Origin of the sequence: Pseudomonas sp. NPDC087336 (assembly GCF_044744285.1) — a bacterium.
Classification (GTDB): domain Bacteria; phylum Pseudomonadota; class Gammaproteobacteria; order Pseudomonadales; family Pseudomonadaceae; genus Aquipseudomonas.
Genome location: NZ_JBIUYA010000018.1, coordinates 14006 through 37391, shown reverse-complemented (window position 1 = coordinate 37391; position 23386 = coordinate 14006). Strand labels below are relative to the sequence as shown.

Genomic DNA, 23386 nt, shown 5'->3' with positions numbered 1-23386 from the left:
AAAGCCTCCTATGCGCGGTCGGCCTGGCGTTCGCCCATCAGGCCGTTAGGCCGGAACAGCAAGACCATGATCAGGACCATGAATGCGAAGATGTCCTGGTAATTCGCCCCCAGGAATCCTCCTGTCAGTTGACCGGTATATCCCGCAGCAAGGGATTCGATCAGGCCCAGCAAGATGCCTCCGGCCATGGCGCCAAAGAGGTTGCCAATCCCGCCCAGTACCGCCGCCGAAAAAGCCTTGAGCCCCAACAGCAAACCCATGTAGGCGTCCGCCTGGCCATAGTTGACTGCCCGCATCACACCGGCCACGGCGCCCAGTGATGCGCCGATGACGAAGGTGGCCGAGATCACCCGGTTGATGTTGATGCCCATCAAGCCGGCGACTTCCTGGTTCTGCGCCGTTGCGCGCATGGCTTTGCCAAGCCGGGTTTTGTCCACCAGTACCCAGAGGGCAAACATGATGACGACCGAGATGATCATGATGCTCATCTGGATATTGGTAATGGTCGCGCCAAATACTTCGATCGGCCGGGTTTCGACGACTTCGGGGAAGGTCTTGTAACCGCGCCCCCAAATCATCATCGCCAGGTTCTGCAGGAAAATGGAGATACCTATCGCCAGGATCAGCGGGGTCAAGCGAGGGGCCTTGCGCAACGGTCGGTAGGCAAATTTCTCCATACCTTGTGCCATCAGCATGCAGACCGCTGCCGCAATCATGATTGCGAACATCAGTGTCAGTACGCCGGGTGCAAATCCAAACCCTGCCAGCATGGTCAGCACCGAAATCGTCACCATGGCACCGACCATCACAATCTCGCCGTGGGCGAAATTGATCAGGCCAATGATGCCGTAAACCATGGTGTAGCCCAGCGCTACCAGGGCATAGATACTGCCGAGCACCAGACCATTTAGGATCTGCTGCAACAAGATATTAAGATTGGCTTCCACTTGGTGAATCCTCAAAGCTGCGTTGTATTCACCGGCGATCACTTGCGCGAGCACGCGATGAAACTCATGGCAGATCAGAAAAAAGTCTTCTTGTTGTAGTCGCGGGCCGTGGGGGGCCCGCTTATCGTTCTGAATGGTGCAGAATCTTTATTCGCGCTCTACCGCCAGGGTTTTCCATTGGCCGTTTTCAAACTGGAAAACCGTCGCGGCGGCGTTCTTGAGGTTGCCGGAATCGTCGAATGCGATGGTGCCGGTTACACCGTCGTAGCTGGAGCTCTTGAGCACCGGCAGGTAGACGGCGGGGTCGTCCGATTGCGCCTTGACCATGGCATTGATCGCAGCCCAGGTAGCGTCGTAGGCGGCTGGCGAAGACTGCACGACGCCCATGCCGAACTTGTCCTTGAGCTTTTGCTCGAACGCGGCGCCCTTAGGCATCTCCTGCAATGGCGTACCGTAGTTCCAGGCGTAAGCGCCTTCAGCGGCGCTGCCGGCCATCTTCTTGAACTCGTCGTTCGGCAGGTTGCCGATGTTCATGAACTTGGCCTTGATGCCCAGGTTTTTCATCTGCTTGGCCATGGGGGCGGCCTGGTAATCCAGGGCGGCAAAGAACACCGCGTCCACTTGCTGGGCTTTTGCGGTGGTCAGGATGGCGTTGAAATCGGTGGCCTTGTCGTTGGTGTATTCACGCACCACGACATTGCCGCCAGCCGCCTTGACCGCCTTGTTCACCTCATCGGCCAGCCCCTGGCCGTAAGCGGTACGGTCATCGAAGATCGCAATGCGTTTGGCACCGAGCTTGTTGACCAGGTAATTGCCAGCATAGCGACCCAACGTGGCGTCATCGTTGACCACACGGAACACCGACTTGATGCCTTGCTTGGTCAGCGCAGGATTGGTCGCCGAAGGAGAGATTTGCGGAATTCCGGCGTCGCCGTAGATTTTCGAAGCGGGGATACTGGTGCCCGAGTTGTAATGGCCGATGACCACCGCCACCTTGGCATCGACCAATCGCTGGGCCACCGCCGTACCGGTGCGAGGGTCGGCCACGTCGTCCTCGGAGACCAGCTTGAACTCGGCCACCTTGTCGCCGATTTTCAGTTTTTGCTGGTTGGCTTCTTCGATGGCGATGCTCACGCCATGTTCAACATCCAGGCCCTGGTGGCCGGAGGGGCCGGTCAGTGGCCCGGCAAAACCGATTCGGACCTGCTCGGTCTCGGCGGCAGTGGCGACCCCGACACTGAGCGCCGAAGCCATGGCCGCAGCAAGTGCTGTGCAGATCAGGTTGTGTTTACGCATATACGCCTCCCAGAAATCATCGGACAAACGAATTGAGCACGTTGGCGTGCAAGTCTTCTTTTCCACGCCCGGCGCCCTGTCACGGCAACCAGACCTTTATTCGGGACAATCTCACTGCAGGTGCAGCCAGCCTTCGCGGCCGCACTTGTAAGATAACAGTCAGCAGGCAACTGTCAATTGGTATATGCTAGGTACCAGCGAAAACGAGAAAGCAGAAATTCCGGACGTAGAATAAATGCCCGTATCCGACGCACATTCCTCGCTAAAATGGGACGCTCGCACCATGTGAGGTCAGTTGTTTGATAACATATGGGCAGCGGTAAACCGGCCGGAACATCGGCTAATTGGCGAAAGAAACAGAGACTTTGCATTGATTTGACGAGGTCCACCGCGCTGTATAACCCTTCATCTTCCGAGATGAGCATTCAGTTTCAGGAGCAACATAAATGGACGCGACGACTGGCACGCGCAGGGAAAATCTTGCAGAAACAGTGATTCGTGAACTGTCTAACCGTATTGATATCGGCACCTACGGCCCTGGTGAAAAGCTGCCTTCCGAGCAGGCGCTGTGCAAAGAATTCAACGTCAGCCGACCGGTAATCCGCGAGGCCGTCGCTTCGCTGCGCCTGGGCGGTCGCCTGATCGCACGCCAAGGCGTGGGCGTGTTTGTGGTGGAGCAGGACGTAAAGCGCATCGGCTATGCACTCAGCACCGCCGTGGACGATGTCCGCGCCGCCGCCCAGATCCTGGAATTGCGCCTGGGCATTGAAACCGAGTCCGTTGCCCGGGCCGCCGAACGCCGCAGCCCCACCAGCATGGCCGACATCACCCAGGCTTTCGATCGCTTCAATGCCCTTGATGGCACCGACCTCGAAGAAGAAGCCAAGGCCGATTTCGAGTTTCACCTGGCCATCGCCCGCGCCACTAACAACCCACATTTCACCCAGCTGCTAGAGGCATTAGGGCCGGACATCATTTTCGACCTGCACCTCAAGCACGGGCAATCCACAGGCAAAAGCCGCCAGGCACACATCAAGAAAATCGGCCGGGAACACGGCGCGATTCTTTCGGCGATCACCATGGGCGACATCAACGGTGCCCGCAACGCACTGCGCAAGCACCTTGAAGAAAGCCTTTCGCGCTATCAGCGCCTGGTACAGAGCGGAGAGTGATCTCCGCTCTGCTGTTGCACCTGCTCAGCCAAGCCCCAGGCACAGGTATTTGATCTCGACATAGTCCTCGATACCGTAACGCGATCCTTCGCGCCCCAGGCCAGAAGATTTGACACCTCCGAATGGCGCAACTTCCGTGGCCAGCACACCCACGTTTACACCGACCATTCCGTACTCCAGCGCCTCCGACACCCGCCACACACACCCCAGGTCACGGGCGTAGACGTAGCAGGCCAGGCCGAATTCCGTATCGTTGGCCAGGGCGACCACCTCGCTCTCGCTGCTAAAGCGGAACAAGGGCGCCACTGGACCGAAGATTTCTTCCTGAGCCACACGCATATCGACCGTCACATCGGCCAACAGGGTCGGCTCGTAGAAGGCGCCACCCAAGGCGTGACGCTTGCCGCCTGCCACCACCCGCGCTCCGGCCTCCCGGGCCTCGACTACCAAGGCCTCGACACCGGCCAGCGCCTTGGCGTCGATCATCGGCCCGACTTCGATGCCCGCCTGAGTGCCCTCGCCCACGACCAGCCCTTTGATCCGCGCGGCAAACTTCTCGACGAATCGATCGTAGATACCATCCTGGATGAAGAAGCGGTTCGCACACACACAGGTCTGGCCCGCATTACGGAATTTAGCGATCACCGCGCCTTCGACCGCGGCGTCGAGATCCGCATCATCAAACACAATGAAAGGCGCGTTGCCCCCCAGCTCCATGGTGACTTTCTTGACCGTGGCGGCGCATTGCTCAAGCAGCTTGATGCCAATCGGCGTGGAGCCGGTGAATGAAAGCTTGCGCACGATGGGACTGGAGGTCAGCTCGCCACCGATGGCGCCGGAATCTCCCGTGACCACGCTCAGCACACCCCGGGGAATGCCCGCCCGCTCCGCCAGCACACAGAGTGCAAGCGCACTGAACGGCGTTTGTGAGGCCGGCTTGAGCACCAAGGTACATCCGGCTGCCAATGCCGGCGCAGCTTTGCGAGTAATCATCGCCGCCGGGAAGTTCCACGGCGTGATTGCAGCGCAGACACCAATGGGTTCCTTGGTCACGATCAGCCGTCGGCCAGCATTGGGCGACGGGATTACATCGCCATAGATGCGCTTGCCCTCCTCTGCGTACCACTCCACGTAAGCGGCAGCGAAGGCAATTTCGCCCCGGGCCTCTGCCAGTGGCTTGCCTTGTTCGGCGGTCATGATCTGCGCAAGGTCTTGCTGATGGTTCATGATTTCGCGAAACCAGGCGTGCAGCCGAGCAGCCCGTTCCTTGGCCGTGAGTGCACGCCAGGCGGGCAGCGCGGCCTGGGCGGCGTTGATCGCCCGGCGGGTTTCACTGGCGCCCATGCGCGGTACACGCCCGATCACTTCAGCGGTGGCCGGGTTGGCAACCTCGATGGTTTGGCCATTATCAGCCGCCACCCATTGACCATCGATGTAGCAAAATTCACGCAGCAGTTCAGGATCGGCAAGTCTCATGATGAGGCGCTCGTATAAATTGAAGGCAAAAAAAAGGCGGGACGATCAATCCGTCCCGCCCGAGGTCAATCAGCGCGAAGCGAGGGCTTTTTCGCGTATCTGGCTCAGGGTCATTCGAGGCGTCAGCGCCTCCGGATCGACCTGAATCTCGATCAAGGCCGGTTTCTGCGAAGCGACACACCGCTCGAAGGCCTCGGCGAACTGCTCGGTCGCCACCACCGTCTCGGCATGGAAGCCGTAGGATCGGGCCAGCATGGCGAAATCCGGGTTGTGCAGTTCGGTACCAGAAACGCGACCCGGATAGCTGCGCTCCTGGTGCATGCGGATGGTGCCGTACATGCCGTTGTTGACCACGATCACCACCAGACGGGCGTCGTAGTTGGCGGCCGTCGCCAGCTCCTGGCCGTTCATGAGGAAACAGCCATCGCCGGCAAATGCCACCACCGCACGCCCGGGCGCAGTGATCTTGGCCGCCACGGCTGCGGGCACCCCGTACCCCATCGAGCCGTTGGTGGGGCCCAGCAGCGTACGGAAGCTGCGGTGTTGATAGCCGCGATGCACCCAACCGGTGTAATTGCCCGCACCGCAGGTGATGATGCTGTCGTGGGGCAGGCGATCATTGAGCCAGGCGATCACCTCGCTCATTTGCACTGGCCCCGGCGAGGCCGGGCAGTCGAAGTTGGCGCGGTAGCCGCGGTTGAGTTGCGCCGTCCAGTCAGCCAGCCCTTGCGGGTTGACCGCTGGCAAGGCCGCCACCTGCGCCGCGAAGGTTTTCATCCCGGCGTTGATCGCCAGGGTGGGTTGATACACCCGCCCCAGCTCTTCAATCCCGCTGTGGACGTGAACCAGCTTTTGCTTCGGCACCGGGATATTCACCAGCGAATAGCCGCCCGTGGTCATCTCGCCCAGACGCGCGCCGATCACCAGCAACAGGTCCGAATTCTTGACTGCCTCGACCAGCTCGGGCCCCGCCGCCAACCCCAGGTCACCAGCGTAGTTGGGTAGCGTATTGTTGAACAGATCCTGGCAGCGGAACGACGCCGCGACTGGCAGATTCTGCTTCTCGATAAACACGCGAATGTTTGCAACCGCCTCGCAACTCCAACCGCCACCGCCCAACACCACCAGCGGCCGCTGTGCCTGGCCTATCAGGCTCTGCAGCTGTTCGAGCGAAGCCGGCGAAGCAGCCGGCTCGATGATCTGCGCAGGGCCGGCATCTGCGACATCCACAAGATCGGTGAGCATGTCTTCCGGCAGCGCCACGACGACCGGACCCGGTCGACCGTTGGTGGCGCGATGGAAGGCCTGGCTGAGCAGCTCCGGCAAACGCGCGGCGTCGTCGACTTCGACCACCCACTTGGCCATCTGGCCAAACATGCGGCGATAGTCGATTTCCTGGAAGGCTTCGCGCTCGACCTGATCCCGGGCGACCTGGCCGATGAACAGGATCATCGGCGTGGAATCCTGAAACGCCGTGTGCACGCCCACCGACGCATTGGTTGCGCCTGGGCCGCGGGTCACGAAACAGATGCCCGGCTTGCCTGTCAGCTTGCCGTAAGCCTCGGCCATGTAAGCCGCCCCGCCTTCCTGACGGCAGACGATCAGTTCGATGTCGTCCTTGGCATCATGCAGTGCATCGAGCACGGCCAGATAGCTTTCGCCGGGCACACAGAAAGCACGCTCGACGCCGTTGATGCGCAATGCATCGACCAGCACCTGACCGCCTGTGCGGGTCGCCGTGGAATTGTTATTAGTCATCGTTGTTCTCCATCAGGCCACGCGGTCAGATGACCGAGTCTTCCAAAAAGGGACGGTTTTCCACCACGCGCTCGTAAGACAGCGCACTCAGGTCCAGGCTGCGGTATTGGCCGTAGGTGATCAGCTCACTCAGGCCGCGACCAATCGCGGGCGCCTGTTGCAGGCCATGACCGCTGAAGCCATTGCAGAAGAGGAAGTTGCGCACTTCGTTGTGCGGTCCGACGATTGCATTGTGATCCAGCACGCAGAAGTCATAGTGCCCGGCCCAGGAGTTGACCACCTTGATCGCCTCAAACGCCGGCACTCGCTCGGCGAGGATCGGCCAGACCTCTTCGTCGAACTCGTCGTGCAGCACCTCAAAGTCATCGAAATCGACTTCGGGATCGACTTTTGGATAAGTACCACCGAGGTACAGATGCCCCTCCGGGCGGAAAAACACACCGGTCGGATCGATCGTCAGGGGCACCACACCCTGCAATGGTGTGTGGCAGTCGAAAACGAAAAGCGAGCGGCGACGCGGCTCGACCGGAATCTGCAAGCCAGCCATTTTTGCCACCGTGGGCCCGCGGGTGCCGGCGGTGTTGACCAGGTAATCACAGATGATGCGCTCGCCACTGGCCAGGGTCACGCCGGTGACCAGATCGCCCTTGCGCAAGACCTCGACCACTTCGTTCTCGATATACTCCACGCCCAGCGAGCGCGCCTTCTTGCGAAAGCCGTTCATGATGCCGTAGTTGTCGAACCAGCCTTCATCCTTCTCGCCATAGGTACCGCCGGCCAAGCTGTCGGGATTGACCCAGGGGAATCGTTGGGTCAGCGCGTCGGTGTCCATCAAGGTCACGTTGGCACCGTTGTTCAGCTGGGTCTGGTGCAGACGCTTGAGCACGTCGAAGCCTTTTTGGTCGGCCAGGAACAGATAGCCGTTTTCCTTGAAAGCGAGGTCAGGCTTGTCGCCATTGACCTCCATCAGTTGCGGGAAATCCCGGATGAACTGCGCACCAAACCGGGAAATCTGAATATTGATCGGGTTGGAAAACTGCACGCGAATCGAGCTACTGGAAAGCGCCGTGGCCGATTGCGCATAGGTCCAGTCACGCTCGATGACCAGCACCGAGCCGGTGAAGTCCGGGTTGTTGGCCAGGAAATAAGCCGTGGCACTGCCGTTTACCGCGCCGCCTACGATCACCACGTCGTAGTGTTGCTTTGTAGCTGTCGAAGCCATGGTTCGGACCTCTGAGAATTCGATGGGGAAACGTTACTTCGGATCTTCGAAATGGCCGGCACCGGCAAAATTGCCACCGTGGTAGCGCGCGGCCGGCTCATTGGGATCCAGGGGCGGGAATTTCGCTTCTATTTTTTTCCGGTAATCGTCGGCACTGTCCTTTGGCACGTAGCCAATCGAGGAGGCCGTACGGTTGTCCCACAGCGATTCACGGTTGGCCGACATGCCGTAGACGATCATGTGCGCAACCCGCGGCGCGGTCAGCGAGCGCTCCACCAGCTGGGCAAAGTCGGCGAACGACAACCAGGTCGCCAGCATGCGCCGGTCCAACGGCTCCTCGAACGAGGAACCAATGCGCAGGTTTACCGACTCGACACCGAACTTGTCCCAGTAATAGCGACCCAGGTCCTCGGCAAAGCATTTGCTCACGCCGTACAGGCTGTCGGGGCGATGCGCGACGGTGGAGTCGATGGTTTCAGTACGGTCGTAAAAACCGATGGCATGGTTGGAACTGGTGTAGATCACCCGCTTCACACCATGCTGACGCGCGGCTTCGTAGATGTTGTAGGTGCCGACGATATTGCCGTTGAGGATCGAGGCGAAGGTGTTTTCCAGCGGCACACCGCCGGCGTGGATGATTGCATCGACGCCCTCGGCGAGCGGCAGTACATCGGCCAGATTGCCCAGGTCGCAGCGCACCAGTTGCTCGTGCGGTGCCGCCGAGCCCATGTCCGCGATATCGGTCAGGCGCAGCTCATCGGCGAAGTCCCGCAGGTGCTCGCGCAAGACCTTGCCCAAGCGGCCGGCCGCACCGGTAATCAACAGTCGTTTGAAAGGCTTGCTCATCAGATCAATCTCGAATTAGTCAGTGACTGCAACACTCAAACCAACAGGGCCAGCGCATCGCGCATCTGCACGATGGCCTGCCCCAGCTGTTGCCGGGACGTTGCGAAAGACAGGCGAATGTACGGCTCAAGACCGAAAGCAGAACCCGGAACCGTGGCGACCTTGCCGACCTGCAGCAAATAGCTGGAGAGGTCGGTATCGCTCTCGATCACTTGCCCATCGGGCGTACGCTTGCCGATAAAGGCCGAGCATTTCGGGAAGGCGTAGAACGCCCCTTCCGGCATCTGCAATTCCAGCCCCTCGATCGCCGCCAGGCCTTCGACGACCATGGCGCCTCGTGCCTGGTACTCGCGATTGGCGTCACGCACGAAGTCCTGCGGACCGCTCAAGGCTGCCGCGGCGGCCAACTGCGAGATGGCCGAAGGGCAGGTTGTAGTCTGTGACTGGGTTTTGTTCATCGCCACGATCAGTTCTTTCGGACCCGCGGCATAACCCAGGCGATAGCCCGTCATGGCGTAGGCCTTGGACACCCCATTGATCAGCAGGGTGCGCTCGCGCAGTTCAGGGCATGCGGTCACGAACGGGACAAAGGGCTTGTCGCCGAGAATGATGTGCTCGTAGATTTCATCGGAGATCACCAGGACCCGTGGGTGCTTTTGCAACACGGCGCCCAGCGCCGCGAACTCTTCCCGGCTGTAAATCGCACCGCAGGGATTGTTCGGCGAGTTGAGCATCAGCCAGCGCGTCTTCGGCGTGATAGCCGCTTCAAGCCGTGCGGCATCGAGCTTGAAACCGTACTCGGAACCGCAGGGAATGACCTTCGGCACGCCACCGTTGAGCAACACCATATCGGTGTAGGACACCCAATACGGGGCAGGCGTGATGACTTCGTCGCCCGGTTCCAGGGTTGCCAGGAAAGCATTGAACAACAGCTGTTTGGCGCCGTTGGCCACGCAGATTTCGTCCAGGCCATAGTTCAGGTCGTTTTCGCGGGCGAACTTGTCGACGATGGCCTGGCGCAGCACTTCGTAGCCGTTGGGCGCGGTGTAGTGGTTGTTGCCGTCAAGCATCGCCTGGTGGGCCGCGTCGATGACGTGGGCCGGGGTGTTGAAATCCGGCTCACCCAAACTGAGGTTGATCACCGGCTCGCCTTGAGCGAGCATTTTCTTGGCCAGCACCGACACTGCCATACTGGGTGAACTCTTGACCGTTCTGACCCGCGAACTTTGAAATTCCATCACTTGGTCCCCTGCCCTGCTTCATAGCCATAATCGTCACGCGCTTGTTCAGCACTGATGTAGCCAAAGCGCAGGTCACGCTCGACCTCTTCACGAGGGCGCTGGCGCGGATCGCCGTACCCCCCGCCGCCCGGCAAGCTGAGAATCAGGCGTCGATCCGCAGGCACGAACTGCTGGCCCTTGCCGCGCAACAGCGTGCCGTCGTCCAGGCCGACATACCCCTTGGCGCCTTCCTTGCCGCCCTCAAGACCACGAGCGGGATAGAGAATGCGGTCAAACATGGCGCTGAAGCGGAACGAGTAACCCTCGGCAGCGGACACTTCGATCTCCTGCCCCAAGCCACCGCGCAACTGACCGGCGCCGCCGGAACCATTGCGTAGCTCTTTGCGCCAGACAATGACCGGCCCGGCATGCTCGGTGGCCTCGACCGGCATGGTGTGCACACCGCTGGGGAACGCCGTGGCGCTCAAGCCATCCTTCGCTGCGCGGGCACCCATGCCACCGCTGTTGAACATCAGCATCTCGGCATTTCGCCCATCCGGATTGCTTTCCAGCGGACGGACACTCAGGTGCAGGTTCCACAGCGCACTGGCGCCCTCGGCCGGCACCTGGCCGTGCAGGCATTTGTGCAGCGCCCCCAGCACGAGGTCAGGCACGAAGTGACCGAGCACGTGGCGCACCGATACCGGTGCCGGGTGCTTGGCATTGAGGATGCACCCCTCGGGCGCCACCACATCGAACGGCGCCAGGGACGCGGAATTGTTCGGGATCTCGGGCGCGACGATGCACTTGAGGCCATAGCAGGCGTAGGCCTTGGCATAGCCCAGCGGTACGTTGATACCGAACTGACTCATGCCGGAAGTGCCGTTGAAATCAGTCAGGATGCCGTCCGGCCCGACCGTCAGCGTCACCGACAAGGTCACCGGGACGTCGTAGCCGTCCAGGGTCATGCTGTTCTGGTAGGTGCCGTGGGGCAACGACTTGAAGCTCTCCAGCGTGGCCCGGCGACTGTGATCCAGAATGAAGCTGCCGATGTGCTCCAGGTCGTCCAGGCGGAACTCTTCGAGCATGCTGAGCAGGCGTTTGTGGCCGGTTTCGTTGCAGGCCGACAGCGCGTAGAAGTCACCGACCACCCGATCGTTCTCGCGCACGTTGTTGCGCAGGATGTTGATCAGGTCGCGGTTGACCTTGCCACGCTCGAACAACTTCATGATCGGGATGAACAGGCCCTCTTCGTAGACCTCACGGGCGTCCGGACCAAAACCACGGCCGCCGATGTCGACCACGTGGGCCGTGCTGGCGAAGTAGCCGATCAGCTTGCCCTTGTAGAACGAGGGCGAAACGATGGTGATGTCGTGCAGGTGACCCGTGCCCTTCCACGGGTCGTTGGTCACGTAGACATCGCCTTCGAAGATGTTGTCCTGGCCAATGTCGTTGATGAAATGCACCACCGCCTCGGCCATGGTGTTGACGTGTCCCGGGGTGCCCGTTACCGCTTGGGCAAGCATGTTGCCTGCACGGTCGAAGACGCCGGCGGACAAGTCGCCGGCTTCACGCACGCTGGTGGAGAACGCGGTGCGGATCAGCGTCAGGGCTTGCTCCTCAACCACCGAAATCAGGCGATTCCACATCACCTGCATTTGAATATCGATCAAGGTATCGCTCATGGGAAAATCGCCTTCTATGCAAGTGACGCTTAGCGTCGAACAACCAGCAGGCAGCCGTCAGGCTGGACCGTGGCGGTGAAGGAGGACGACACGAAGGTCGACGTTTCGCGCTCGGCGATGATGGCCGGGCCATCAACCCGGGCACCGGGTTGCAACTCCTCGCGCTGGAAGATGCCAGCATCGACAAAACCACCGCTGACAACGTCGAAGACTTCTCGACGCGAAACCTCGTGGGCACGATGCGAAGCGCTGATCTGCTGGACGGGCTGCACCGGCAACAGCGGCGAGCTGGCCTTGACCGACCAACTGACGATCTCGATATCCGGGCCTTCGATCGGGCGCCCGAAGAACTGGGTGTAGGCCGCTTCGAAAAGGGCCTTGAACTCTACGGTGTCACTGCTGCTGAAGGGCTTGAATGGCAGGGAAACAGGAATCTCCCAGCCCTGGCCGACATAACGCATGAACGCCGTGCACTCCAGTTCAGGCTCGCCTTCAGGCATACCCTGGCGCAGGAAACCGATGGACTCGGCCTTCATGTCGTCAATCAGGGCATTGACCTGTGGCGCATCGAATTCAGAAAGACGCACAAAAGCGCTGCGTACGGCCTCATAGCCGAATGGTGCACGTAAGAAGCCGATAGCCGATCCGACACCAGCACCTGCAGGTACGAGGAAGCGCGACACGCCCATTTTTTCGCACAGGCGCGCGGCGTGCAGCGGACCACCGCCACCGAAGGTGATCATGGTGTATTCGGCGATGTCCTTTCCGCTCTCCACGGCATGCACACGCCCGGCGTTGGCCATGTTCTCATCGACCACTTCACACACGCCGTAGGCCGCGGTAACCGCTTCCATGTTCAGCGGCGCACCGATGACTCGCGCGGTAGCCGAAGCGGCGTTATCGATGGACAGGCGCATTGCGCCACCGGCGAAGTTGTCTGGATCGAGACGCCCCAGCAACAGGTTGGCATCAGTGATGGTCGGCTCCTGGCCACCGCGTCCGTAACAGGCCGGCCCCGGTTCGGAACCCGCGCTGTGCGGGCCAACGCGGATCTGGCGCATGCTGTCGATGCTGGCAATCGAGCCGCCGCCGGCACCGATCTCGACCATTTCCACCACCGGGATCGAGATCGGCATGCCGCTGCCTTTCTTGAAGCGATAAGTGCGTGCCACTTCAAAGGTCTTGGCGGTCTTGGGCACCTGGTTTTCGATCAGGCAAATCTTCGCCGTGGTACCGCCCATGTCGAAGGAAACCACCGAATCCAGCGAGTATTTACGAGCAATGTCGGCGGCGAAAATCGCACCACCAGCCGGGCCGGATTCGACCAGCCGCACGGGGAATTCTGCGGCGCTCTGTACCGAGATAATGCCGCCGCCGGAGTGGATCATGAACACCGGGCAATCGGCACCGGACTGCTTGAGGGTCACCACCAGGCGGTCCAGGTAGGACTTGATCAGTGGCTTGACGTAGGCGTTGGCGCAGACGGTATTGAAGCGCTCGAACTCGCGCATCTGTGGAGAGACTTCGCTGGAAATCGACACCGAGACATGGGGCAAGCGGCGCTGCAAGGCATCGCGCAACAGGCGTTCGTGGGCACCGTTGACGTAACTGTGAATCAGGCCGACCGCGATGCTCTCGTAGTTGCCTTCGGCGACTCGCTCGACCAGTGCATCGATATCGGATTGTTCAGGGGCGATCAGCACGTCACCGTGCACATCCAGGCGCTCGCGCAAGGTGTAGCGGTGTTCACGCTCGATCAGCGGCGGTGGCAGGGTGATGTTGATGTCGTACTGTTCGAAGCGGTTTTCGGTGCGCATTTCCAGCGTGTCGCGAAAACCTTCGGTGGTGATGAATGCAGTCCTGGCCCCACGCCGCTCAATCAGTGCGTTGGTGGCCAGGGTGGTGCCGTGAATCAGTTGATCAATGTCGGACAGCTTCAGGCCGGCGGCCTCGATGACACTTTTCACACCGGTGAGAATGGCGCGCTCTGGCAGCTCATAGTCGGTAAGAATTTTGGTTGAGTGCAATACCCCGCCTACATCAAGCGCGATATCGGTAAAGGTCCCACCTATGTCCACGCCGACCCGGCATGAAGTAGCAGTCATCGTCGTATCCCCTGAAATTCCTGATTTCATGACAAGAGGCAATCAAGCCCGCTTGAAATGTAAGTTATATGTTGTCTTACAGGCAGTCAAGCATTGTCACTCGGTATTCGGTTGCTTCAGACACTGATAAAAGTGTCGGCCGGGATCGATGAAATCCCGGCTCCCGGTCATCAACCCTTGGTCTTGACCATACGTCCACCGCCTACCGCTTGAGAGGTCGGGAAGACCTCCAGGCGAGACACATCCACTTGCTGAGGCAGGCTCAAGGCTGCCAACAGCAAGGTCGCAATATCTTGCGGCATGATCGACTCATACCCGTCGTACAGCTCGGCGCCAGCGGCCTCCATCCCCATGGCGGTTTTGTACAGTTGCGTCTGGACTCTCCCGGGGGCGATTTCCGTCACGCGCACCCCACTGCCGAGCAAGTCACAGCGCAATGCATCGCAGAACAGGCTGATGCCCGCCTTGGACGCACCATAGACCGCTGCCCCGGGATGCGGTGCACGTCCGGCACTGGAACCAATAAAGAATAGATGACCATGGCCACGCTCGATCATGCCGGGCAATGCCTTGCGTGCCAGGTGCAATGGCGCCTTCAGATTGATATCGAACATGTTGTCGATTTCCGCCGGATCCATTTCCTGGAACGAGGACCGGGTGGACAAGACTCCAGCGTTGTTGACCAGCACATCCACCGGGTAGCGCGCCAGGATGTCGGTGAACGCATCGACCTGCCGCACATCGGCCTCGATCACCGTCACGCCCGGCTCCGAACGCAACTCGGCCAACGCCTCAGGACTGCGACCGACGGCAATCACCTGCAGACCAGCATCGCGCAATGCCAGGACCACGGCCTTGCCGATACCGCTGGTGGCGCCCGTGACCAGCGCCCGACGGTAGATCGCCGGCACCGCTAGTGAATCAGGCATAGATGTAGCCTCCGCTGACGATCACGTTTTCACCGGTGGCATAGCTGTTGCGACTGCTACCCATCATGACGATCCATTCGGCAATCTCGGCCGGCTCGGCTGCGCGGCCCAGCGGGTTGGCCGCCGCCAGCTCACCGAGGAAGCCCAACTGCTTTGCGCGCTCGGTAGCGAAACCGGCAGGCGCCACCGAATTGACCAGGATCTGGTCCTTGGCGCAGGCCTGGGCAAAGGATTTGGTCAGACTGACAACGGCGGCCTTGGTCGCGGCGTAGTGGGCGTTCTGCGGATGAGCCTTGAACGCGTCGACCGAGGTGACATTGACGATGCGGCCGGTCACGGCAGGTGCCGCCACGTAGGCCTGCATGTGTTTCACCGCGGCGACCATCATGTGGTAAGTGCCCTTGATGTTCACCGCGTTTTCCAGATCCCACTCCTCGTCCGTGATCTCAAAGATGTCCTTGCGCGGATAAATCGCGGCGCTGTTGACCAGGCAATGTACGCGCCCCAGCGCATCGACGATTTGCTGGAAAGCGCCGCGGGCTGATTCCTGCCGGGAGATATCGCCGACCGCCGTGGCCACTTCGCAACCCTCGGCGCGAAGCACCTCTGCCGCGGCGGCCATCAACTGCTCATTTCTGTCAATGATGCCGATTTTCGCTGCCCCGCGCTGACGCATCAGCTTGGCCGTTTCCAACCCCAGACCCGAAGCGCCACCGACGATTACGACCGTTTGCCCATCCATAAAACACCTCCGCGATTAGTCTTTACGTAAGATGCCTGTTGTCTTACATTTGGTCAAACCCAATTTGCCCGGCAATGGTCGGCAAGTACCCCAGCCCAAGCACACAGGACAGCACCATGCCTGCGGCCAGTATCTACCCGAAATCCTTACCCGGCAGTGCCCGTGACCGTCTTCTCGATGTGGCGCTGGAACTCTTTGCGACGCGCGGTTACCAGGCCATAGGCCTGCGCGACCTTGCAGGGCAACTGGGGCTGCACGCTGGCTCGCTGTACGCGCATTTCGAGAACAAACAGTGCTTGTTGTTCGAACTGATTGAAGGCGCGGTATCTGACCTGTTGGCCGTTACCAAGCGTCGTATGCGCGGCGCCAGGAATCACCGAGATCGCCTGCAGCGCTTTGTGCAGGCATTCGTGGCGTTCAATCTCGCAGAGAAGCACCGTCTGGTGCTGGTGACACGTGAATTTGTCAATTTGACCGATGAGCAACAGCGGGAAATCAATCTGCTCAAGAGCAGTTATGCCGCCCTGCTGAGAGCGATCATCGCCGCGGAACGGGGTGAGAGTGGCTGCATCAGCGACCGCACCGGACTCATTACAGAGGCCGTCATCGGGATGCTGTACGGACAATCCCTCTGGCAGAGCACACAACTCCCGGAACAAAAACTGTCGGATGCCCTGACTCACTTTGTCGTGGGAATCGTCAACTGCGGCAAAGACTCGGCGCTCAAGGCATAAGCATCAGGGTCGATCAGCTTTATCAACCCACACGCATACGCGAAGTCAGGTTCTGCTGCATGTAGTCCAGGAACCTGCGCTGGAACAGCATTGTGTGCTCGTGGGCAGCCTGTTCGGCGGTATCGGCGTCACGGGCGGCAATCGCCTCGACGATTTCCCCATGATCTCGGCCCATACCCGAAGAGCCAGCGGGGCTCGATTTCCATGTGCAGGTTCTTGTTGAGCTCGGTCATGGCCTGGAAATCGGCGCCAGAAAGGGATGCCATGATAGGCGGCCTCGCCATCCCAATACGCCGCAGGTCTTCATCGGTGCGCTGCAATGCAGCAAGACGGGTGACCGCACGCTGGATCAAGTCGAGCGCAGCAATGTAGTTGGGAAATTCTTCGATCTCGAAGGTGGTGACCAGTGTGGTGCGGTTCGGCAGCATCGTCACCAGTCCCTCGGTGACCAGACGTGCCTGGGCATCCCGCACCGGCGAACGTGACAGCCCGAACTGGGCAGCAAGGGACACCTCGTCCAGCGGGGCGCCGGGCTTCAACTTCAGCGTGAGAATCTGCTTGCGCAAGCCAAATAACCTCAAACTAACCCAATAACAACGCAGCAAAGGTCAACGAAGGGCCGAGAAACCATTCAATGTGGTGAGTAGGTTCTTCGGTGGTGGTCGTGCCTGAGTTCAGGTGCTATGAAAATCCGACTTTTTCAACAGAATCCGTCGTTGTCTGCCTCTCGTCTGACAGTCAGAAATCGGCCAAAAATGCTCACGTCCTTCACCCTGCATTCGCTTAGCGCAGTCAATCGCCCATCGACCCGAGGAGCCACTGACGAAAGATCTCGGCAGAAGCAGAGCGCTTGCGATGCTTGAGCGACACAAGGAATTCACCATTGCCTGTCACGCATTCAAAAGGTGTCACCCGCTGCAGTTCTCCCTTGGCCAGTGCCTCATCAGCCATGAACGTCCACGCAAGGCCAATGCCCATGCCTTGCTGGACGGCACGATAGGCCAATGTCAGCTGGTTGAAGACCGGGGCTTTGTCCCGCGCTACATAGTCAATGCCAAAGTGGCCAAACCATTGGCGCCAGTCCAGGCATTGCCAGGCGCAGGTGTCGATCTGCACCAGGTTGGCTTGCGACAACTGCTCCAAGGTCTTGATCCCCGAGACATCCAGTGAAGGATGCGCCACGGCATAGACGATTTCCGGCAGCAGGAAATCGCTGTCCAGCGAGGGCCATTGACCGGAACCATAGAGAATGCCCACGTCGAAATCATTCAGGCTGGCCTCGTCGAACTCGTTGATCGCGTGAACGTGCACGGCGATGTCGGGGTACGCCTTGTTGAATTCGATCAACTTGGGGAACAACCAGAACTGGGCCAGGGCATGGGTCGCCAGCACCGAGACGGCGTTGGATTGATGGACATTGCGAATTCGCGTGACGCTCTGGTACATCGTGGTAAGCAGCATGTTGACCGTCATCAGCAGCTCCTCTGCTGCGCCGGTCAAGGTGACACCCCGTGGTTTGCGCTCGAACAGCGCAACGCCCATGCAGTCCTCGAGTTGGCGCATCTGTTTGCTCACGGCGCTCTGGGTCAGGAACAGTTCGCCAGCGGCGCCCGTGAAGCTTTTATGCCGCCCCACGGCCTCAAACGTGATCAGGGTCTCCAAGGGGGGCAAGGTACGCAGGTAACGGTTGATGAGGATTCTCCTGGCTAGGCGACTGCACACCGACATTCCTATGCGGAATGGGTGACCCACTTTTTATCGCAGGTGGCGCTTATATAGCATGGCTAGAATGCCGCTAAATAGCCTGTCAGAGCCGAGATGATGAACAGTGGGATTGTATTTGCGATATTGGCAGGCGCCATCTGGGGTGGGGTGATTATCAGCCCTTCGTTGCTGCCCGAATTCAATGCCGTACTGATCAGCAGTGTGCGGTTTGCCCTCTATGGACTGATCTCTCTGCTCTTGGCTTTGCCCATTGCATCCCGCTTGCTCGGCCGATTGACGCGCAACGACGTCTTCATGCTGCTGCGTCTGTCATTGACCGGAAACATCCTGAACTACGCGCTGTTGGGCGCTTCCGTACAACTGAGCGGTGTAACGGCGGCGGCCCTTATCAACGGCATGATGCCGGTCGCCATTACCTTTCTGGGGCGTCGTGATGCAGGGTCCCTGCCCCTGACAAAGCTCAAGCTGCCCCTGTTGCTGGTATTCCTGGGCATCGTATCGGTCAGTCTGGAACACTCAGGCGCGCGGGCGGCGGGTACGTCACTTTCGACCCAGTTGCTGGGCCTGGCCTGCGGCTTCAGCGGGGTTGTCTGTTGGTCGTGGTACGCCACCCATAATGCCCGTTATCTCAAGCAAAGCCATTTCAACAGCAGCGAATGGTCGACACTGCTGGGCATCGTGACGGGCATCGTGGCGGTCGTGTTCGGCATCGCCGCCTTGATGCTGTTCCCGAACCTGGTGCCCGCTCAGGTTGAAAACAGCCGCTGGATGGCGTTGCTGTGGGTCTGCCTGTTCCTTGCACTGTGTGGTTCGTGGCTGGCCAATGGGCTGTGGAATGCCTGCTCGCGTCGAATGGCCACATCGTTGAGCGGCCAGATGATCGTGTTCGAAACGCTGTTTGCCTGTGTCTACGGTTTTCTATTCAGCCAGCGGGTGCCTGGTTTGATGGAGGTCACCTCGATCGTGTTGCTGGTGGGTGGCGTGGTCTGGGCGGCGAAGCGTCACCGTGTGGTCCCGGTGAAACATGCTGAACCCTAGCCGCTGCAGCCACAATCGCTACCTGCCTGCCCCTGGCACGCAAAAACAGGCCGGTAGCTGTAAAACTCAAACCATCAGCAGGATTGAGGCACCTCGCCGCGAGCAAGGCGAGCATTGATGTCTTCAATGACTGCCGGCAAATCGACGATGGTGTCGATCAGGTAGTGCGGGCGCGAACCTTCGAACATCTCGGTAATTCGTGCTCGTTCTTCGCTCAGCTCGTCGGCTGACAGTATTTTGTATTGGTCATAGGTCAGGCCCAGTGCGTTGCCGGAGCAGGTCAACGCCACCGTCCACATGCCCGCGCTGCGCCCTTCGAGAATGCCCGGCCAGGTGTCATCGACCTTCACGCAGGCGGCGACGTCGCTGATGCCCAGCGCGATGACGTTGGCCAAGGCTTGAGCCGGGTGCGGGCGCCCGTTGGGCACTTCGTCGGTCGCCACCACGTGGTCGGTGACATAGCCGTTCTTGCGCGCCAGCTCCACGACTTTTTCCATGACCACGGCCGGGTAGCCGGAGCAGGAGCCGATTTTCAGACCCTTGTCGCGCAAGCCGTTGATGGTCTCGAGCGCACCGGGAATCAGCGCCGAGTGCAGCGCGATCTTCTCGATCTGCAGCGGCATGAAGCGCTCGTAGAGGGCGGTGACATCATCATCGGTTGGCAACCGGCCGAACACGGCATGGTAGCGGTCGGCAATCTGCGGCTCGTTGCACAGCGTGCGGATGTGGTCCCACTTGCCCATGCCCATCGGCCCGCGGGCTTCTTGCAGGGACACCGCGACGCCGAACTCGGCAAAGGCTTCGACGAAAATCTGCGTCGGTGCGAATGAACCGAAATCAACGACGGTGCCCGCCCAGTCCAGAACCACGGCTTGCAGTTGGGAAGGTTGCTTGTAATGCATGGTGAGTCTCCATTTTTGGGTAAGGGATGCCCGTCCCTCCTGTCGCCAGGAGGTAAGGTTATTGAGGCTTGATACGGATCTGGGAATCAGGTGGCCGGGATCGGACTGGAATCAAACAGCTCGGCGATCATCGGTCGGTTCCTACGAATACCCAGGCAACACAGGTGGTAATCAATAAAGAACGGATGATCGACAAAGGTGATGGGCTTTGTACCCGGCGTTTCGGCGTATTCGACAGCCGATACGAAACCGATGCCGATTCCTTTGGCGATGGCGTGAACGATGGCTTCGCGGCTGTTCAACTGCATGACGCAGTTCACGGCAACATCGAGGCGATGGCAGCTCTCCTCCACCAGTTGGCGAGTACGGGAGCTTTTTTCCCGAAGCACCCACTTCTCATCGCTGATCTGCTCCACATGCACCTGCTTCTGCGCAGCCCAGGGGTGATCGTCGCGCACGACGGCGATGATTGGATAACGCCGGTAAAGCTGCGTATCAAAACGCTGGTCGAATTCGGACAGCGCCAGGATGGCCACATCGATATCGAAATTGAACAGGCGGTCCAGGGTCTCTTTTTCCGGCGAGAATGATGTTTCCAACTCAATGTCCGGATGGCGCTGCATCAACTCATACGTCAGGTTCATTGCAATGGGCGGCGAGACGGCACCCAGGCGCAACATCCCGGTTTTACGTTGCTTGAAGCTCTGTAGAAGTTGCACGGCTTCGTCCTCTTGACCGAAGAGACCCTGGGTAATGGCATACAACTTGTACCCCGCCGAGCTCATCTCGACGATGCGGCCGCGTCGATGAAAGAGCTCCACCGAAAACTTCTTTTCCAGCGCCGTGACCTGCTCGCTGACCGTTGGCTGCCCCACGCTCAGATACTCGGCGGCCAAGGTGAAACTGCCGGTCTTGGCCACCGCGTGAAAGGAACGTAGCCACTTGTGGTACTGGTACATAAAAGATCCTGTTGCTGAGCCGCAGCCCTGATTCATACCGGTGAAAACAGCAATCAACGCCTGATGAACAAGGCGACCGCTGCGCTGCACAGGCAGGCGGACGTGACCACGATGAAGATCAACGACGTGTTGCCGGTACTGTCGAGCATACTGCCGATCAGCGGCTCCGCCAGGCCTGCGAACAGGTAGGACGAGAAGTTCATGATGCCGGTTGCGGTGCCTGCGCGCTTGGCGCCGACCAGATCCGGGCACAGCGCCCAGAAACTGGATGCGGGCCCGTAGACGAAGAACCCACAGAGAAACAACGCCACAAGGCCGATGGCACTGTGGGGCGCAAGGCTCCACATCCACAGGCTGGTGCCAGCGCCGAGGAACATGTAGAGCATGATCGCCAGGTAGCGTTTCGAACCGAACAGTTTGTCCGAGATCCAGCCATTGCTGAGCGCACCGATGGCCATGCCCACCGGCAGCGCCACCGTGATCCACTTGGGATCGATCATGCTGTCGCCACTTTTCCAGTCGGCGCCCAGAAAATGCACCGGCACCCAGACGATAAGACCGTAGCGCGCGGCATTCTGGAAGCCCAGGGAGATTGCAGCGATGATCAAGCGGTAATTTTTCAGGACGGCCTTGTAGCGTTGCGCCGAGGTTTCGACTTCGCCGTGGGCGACTTCGTGATTTTTGTCATCGGCATTGGCCACACCGGTATCGGCGAGCGGCTCGAAGCCCATGTCCTGTGGACGTTCACGCGCCACCAGGTAAAAGACGATGCCCCCAGCCAGCATCAGCAGTACCGGCAAGCGGAAGATCCAGCGCCACTCCAGTTGCAGCACTTCAAGCACAACGATTGAGGTCACGTAGGACAGGACAGACGCGCAACCGGCAGCGAACACGTAAAAACCATAGACTTTGCCCCGTTCGCCAGTACTCCACCAATTGGAGATCAGCCGACTGCCTGGCGCCCAGCCTAATGCCTGGAAGTAACCGTTTATGCCCCAGGGTAAAATGAGCGCTGCGAAGCTACCGGCGAAGCTGGTGATCCAATTGGCGGCACAAGACAACACGGCACCGGCTGTCATGATGCGGCGCCCACCGAACTTGTCGGCAAGGTTGCCATTGATCGCCTGGCCGATGGCATACGCCCACAACATAGCAGCCGAGGCCCAACCAAGATGTTCCTTGGTGAAACCAAACTCTGCCTGGATGCCTGGGATGGCGAAACCGAACGTTTGTCGGCCCGTGTAGAAAAACAGGTAGCAGAACATCGCCGCCAGCAGCATGCGCCATTGAGCGACCCGGAACGAGGAAGTGGAGGCTGCCAGACTCGGTAAAGCTTGGGCACGATTCATGATCTTTTCCTTATTATTGTTCGTACCCTCCAGGCGAATCGGAGGGCGCACCTTTTGTACAAGTGCCGTCGGAAATCGCCGCGACCCGTTACGCCACGGCGGTGCATTTTTTGGGGGTAGGCAATGTGCTAGGCGGCTTGCGCACCGATGAAGTTCTTGCCTCGTGCGCCCTGCATTGCGAACTGGATCATCTCCCGGGCTTCCTTTTCCGTAACGCCGTAGTCGGTAAACTCGGTCTTTACGTCAAGGCTGTGCAGGAAATTGCGCAGCTGTGCCTGCGCTTCGTCGAGGTCTTTGCCGAACACCCGTTGCAAGGTCCTGTCGCGCGAATCGTCATGCCCCCACGCCAGGCCCAGGACCAGGGGCAAGGTGAAGGAACAGGCGATGCCATGGGGCAGGCCGTGGCGCAGCGTCATCTCGTAGGAAATGGAGTGGGCCAGCGCCGTCTTGGTATTGGAAAAGGCCAGTCCGGCCTTGAGTGCGGCCAGTGCCATCCGTGAGCGCAGCTCCTTGTTGCCCAGGTCATGGCGCAACAGCGGCAGGCACTCAAGAATGTCTTCGATCGCGGAGATCGCGAAGGTGTCCGAAACCGGATTGGCATTGATGTTCCAGATGGACTCCAGCGCATGGGACAGCGCGTCCAGACCGGTTGAAACCGTGACGCCAGCCGGAACGGTGAGCATGAGACCGGGATCGACAATCGCCACTTTGGGCCAGGTGCAGTCCAGGTGCAGCGAGTATTTTTTCTGTCCCTCGGTATCCCAGATCGTCGCCCATGGGGTGACTTCACTGCCGGTTCCGGCCGTGGTGGGCACCGCGATCAGCGCTTTGCTGTGGGCTGGAACAAAGGGCTTGCCCGTTGCCAGCAAGGCGAGCAGTTCATCGAAACGACCCGAGTGCGTGCCCACGATCAAAGCCTTGGCCGTATCGATGGCGCTGCCTCCGCCGACGGCGATGACCGTCGGGCAATCGCCCGCTTCCTGCCAGAAGCGCTCATAGGTGCCGCGCAATTGAGCGACGTCGGGATTGGGTTGAACATCTTCGACAATGTAGATCAGCCGCTCGCCGAGCAAACCCTGAATGCGATCGACCAGTCCCAACCCACGCGCTTCGGGAAAGATCACCAGGGCAACCTTTTGGTTTTCCGTGATCGAGGCAAGCTCTGCAAGGCTGTCATAGCCCAAACGTGTATCAACAGGATTATGGAATCGGGCGGTCATGGCGGTCCTCTACTTTTTGTTGTAAGGCGTGGCGCCATACTCATGGCCCGGAGTTAACCGC

The 23386-nt window shown here is 59.8% G+C and carries 21 protein-coding genes; 3 read left to right on the top strand and 18 right to left on the bottom strand.

Annotated features, from left to right (window positions below; genetic code table 11):
• Window positions 1–8: 8 nt before the first annotated feature.
• Together ACIO0C_RS18840 and ACIO0C_RS18835 are read right to left on the bottom strand one after the other, a co-directional pair.
• Window positions 9–947, bottom strand: a complete 939-nt coding sequence (locus ACIO0C_RS18840; RefSeq protein WP_180205034.1) for a branched-chain amino acid ABC transporter permease — start codon at window positions 945–947, stop codon at window positions 9–11.
• A 147-nt stretch (window positions 948–1094) separates the two neighbouring features.
• On the bottom strand, window positions 1095–2243 hold the full coding sequence (locus ACIO0C_RS18835; protein ID WP_180205035.1) for a branched-chain amino acid ABC transporter substrate-binding protein: 1149 nt from the start codon (window positions 2241–2243) through the stop codon (window positions 1095–1097).
• Window positions 2244–2689: 446 nt separating this feature from the next.
• Between ACIO0C_RS18835 and ACIO0C_RS18830 the strand changes: the two genes are divergently transcribed.
• A complete protein-coding gene (locus ACIO0C_RS18830) occupies window positions 2690–3415 on the top strand; it encodes a FadR/GntR family transcriptional regulator (RefSeq protein WP_077182907.1) in 726 nt (241 codons plus the stop codon).
• A gap of 24 nt (window positions 3416–3439) precedes the next feature.
• Here ACIO0C_RS18830 and ACIO0C_RS18825 read toward each other — a convergent pair whose 3' ends face one another.
• The 9 genes from ACIO0C_RS18825 to ACIO0C_RS18785 form a co-directional block, all read right to left on the bottom strand.
• Window positions 3440–4891 (bottom strand): NAD-dependent succinate-semialdehyde dehydrogenase, encoded by a 1452-nt coding sequence (locus ACIO0C_RS18825; RefSeq protein WP_401314476.1) that lies wholly within the window; start codon window positions 4889–4891, stop codon window positions 3440–3442.
• Window positions 4892–4960: 69 nt separating this feature from the next.
• Window positions 4961–6649, bottom strand: a complete 1689-nt coding sequence (locus tag ACIO0C_RS18820) for a thiamine pyrophosphate-binding protein (RefSeq protein WP_401314474.1) — start codon at window positions 6647–6649, stop codon at window positions 4961–4963.
• Window positions 6650–6674: 25 nt separating this feature from the next.
• Complete coding sequence (locus ACIO0C_RS18815; protein ID WP_401314472.1) at window positions 6675–7871, bottom strand: NAD(P)/FAD-dependent oxidoreductase; 1197 nt, start codon at window positions 7869–7871, stop codon at window positions 6675–6677.
• Window positions 7872–7904: 33 nt separating this feature from the next.
• Entirely contained in the window at window positions 7905–8717 is an 813-nt protein-coding gene (locus tag ACIO0C_RS18810) for an NAD-dependent epimerase/dehydratase family protein (protein WP_401314470.1), read from the bottom strand.
• Window positions 8718–8752: 35 nt separating this feature from the next.
• Window positions 8753–9955 carry an aminotransferase class I/II-fold pyridoxal phosphate-dependent enzyme gene (locus ACIO0C_RS18805; protein WP_401314468.1) on the bottom strand — a complete coding sequence of 401 codons (1203 nt, stop codon included), beginning with the start codon at window positions 9953–9955 and terminating at the stop codon, window positions 8753–8755.
• Entirely contained in the window at window positions 9955–11622 is a 1668-nt protein-coding gene (locus ACIO0C_RS18800; protein WP_401314467.1) for a hydantoinase B/oxoprolinase family protein, read from the bottom strand. The genes ACIO0C_RS18805 and ACIO0C_RS18800 overlap by 1 nt, the downstream gene beginning before the upstream one ends.
• A gap of 29 nt (window positions 11623–11651) precedes the next feature.
• Window positions 11652–13727, bottom strand: coding sequence for a hydantoinase/oxoprolinase family protein (locus ACIO0C_RS18795; RefSeq protein WP_401314465.1), 2076 nt, complete (start codon window positions 13725–13727; stop codon window positions 11652–11654).
• A gap of 170 nt (window positions 13728–13897) precedes the next feature.
• On the bottom strand, window positions 13898–14656 hold the full coding sequence (locus tag ACIO0C_RS18790) for an SDR family oxidoreductase (protein WP_401314463.1): 759 nt from the start codon (window positions 14654–14656) through the stop codon (window positions 13898–13900).
• Window positions 14649–15398, bottom strand: coding sequence for an SDR family NAD(P)-dependent oxidoreductase (locus tag ACIO0C_RS18785; protein WP_401314461.1), 750 nt, complete (start codon window positions 15396–15398; stop codon window positions 14649–14651). Before ACIO0C_RS18785 ends, ACIO0C_RS18790 begins: the two co-directional genes overlap by 8 nt.
• 116 nt (window positions 15399–15514) lie before the next feature.
• Between ACIO0C_RS18785 and ACIO0C_RS18780 the strand changes: the two genes are divergently transcribed.
• On the top strand, window positions 15515–16132 hold the full coding sequence (locus ACIO0C_RS18780; protein ID WP_401314460.1) for a TetR/AcrR family transcriptional regulator: 618 nt from the start codon (window positions 15515–15517) through the stop codon (window positions 16130–16132).
• Window positions 16133–16154: 22 nt separating this feature from the next.
• Here ACIO0C_RS18780 and ACIO0C_RS18775 read toward each other — a convergent pair whose 3' ends face one another.
• From ACIO0C_RS18775 to ACIO0C_RS18765, 3 genes are all read right to left on the bottom strand, one after another.
• On the bottom strand, window positions 16155–16307 hold the full coding sequence (locus ACIO0C_RS18775) for a hypothetical protein (RefSeq protein WP_401314458.1): 153 nt from the start codon (window positions 16305–16307) through the stop codon (window positions 16155–16157).
• A complete protein-coding gene (locus ACIO0C_RS18770) occupies window positions 16261–16698 on the bottom strand; it encodes a GntR family transcriptional regulator (protein WP_401314456.1) in 438 nt (145 codons plus the stop codon). The genes ACIO0C_RS18775 and ACIO0C_RS18770 overlap by 47 nt, the downstream gene beginning before the upstream one ends.
• Window positions 16699–16924: 226 nt before the next feature.
• Window positions 16925–17860 (bottom strand): LysR substrate-binding domain-containing protein, encoded by a 936-nt coding sequence (locus tag ACIO0C_RS18765; RefSeq protein WP_401314454.1) that lies wholly within the window; start codon window positions 17858–17860, stop codon window positions 16925–16927.
• A 90-nt stretch (window positions 17861–17950) separates the two neighbouring features.
• On the opposite strand from ACIO0C_RS18765, the gene ACIO0C_RS18760 reads away from it, so the two are divergent.
• A complete protein-coding gene (locus ACIO0C_RS18760) occupies window positions 17951–18895 on the top strand; it encodes a DMT family transporter (protein ID WP_401314452.1) in 945 nt (314 codons plus the stop codon).
• Between the two features lie 74 nt (window positions 18896–18969).
• Here the strand turns inward: ACIO0C_RS18760 and phnX are convergent, their stop codons facing one another.
• The 4 genes from phnX to psrA all read right to left on the bottom strand — a co-directional run bounded on the left by phnX (window position 18970) and on the right by psrA (window position 23325).
• Window positions 18970–19797, bottom strand: a complete 828-nt coding sequence (phnX, locus tag ACIO0C_RS18755) for a phosphonoacetaldehyde hydrolase (protein ID WP_401314451.1) — start codon at window positions 19795–19797, stop codon at window positions 18970–18972.
• Window positions 19798–19883: 86 nt separating this feature from the next.
• Window positions 19884–20756: a LysR substrate-binding domain-containing protein gene (locus tag ACIO0C_RS18750; RefSeq protein WP_401314598.1), complete on the bottom strand. Its 873-nt coding sequence runs from the start codon at window positions 20754–20756 to the stop codon at window positions 19884–19886.
• Window positions 20757–20809: 53 nt separating this feature from the next.
• Window positions 20810–22105 (bottom strand): MFS transporter, encoded by a 1296-nt coding sequence (locus ACIO0C_RS18745; RefSeq protein ID WP_401314449.1) that lies wholly within the window; start codon window positions 22103–22105, stop codon window positions 20810–20812.
• A 128-nt stretch (window positions 22106–22233) separates the two neighbouring features.
• The gene (gene psrA / locus ACIO0C_RS18740) at window positions 22234–23325 is read right to left on the bottom strand and encodes an iron-containing alcohol dehydrogenase PsrA (protein ID WP_401314447.1); all 1092 of its coding nucleotides are present in this window, start codon (window positions 23323–23325) and stop codon (window positions 22234–22236) included.
• Between the last annotated feature and the right edge of the window lie 61 nt (window positions 23326–23386).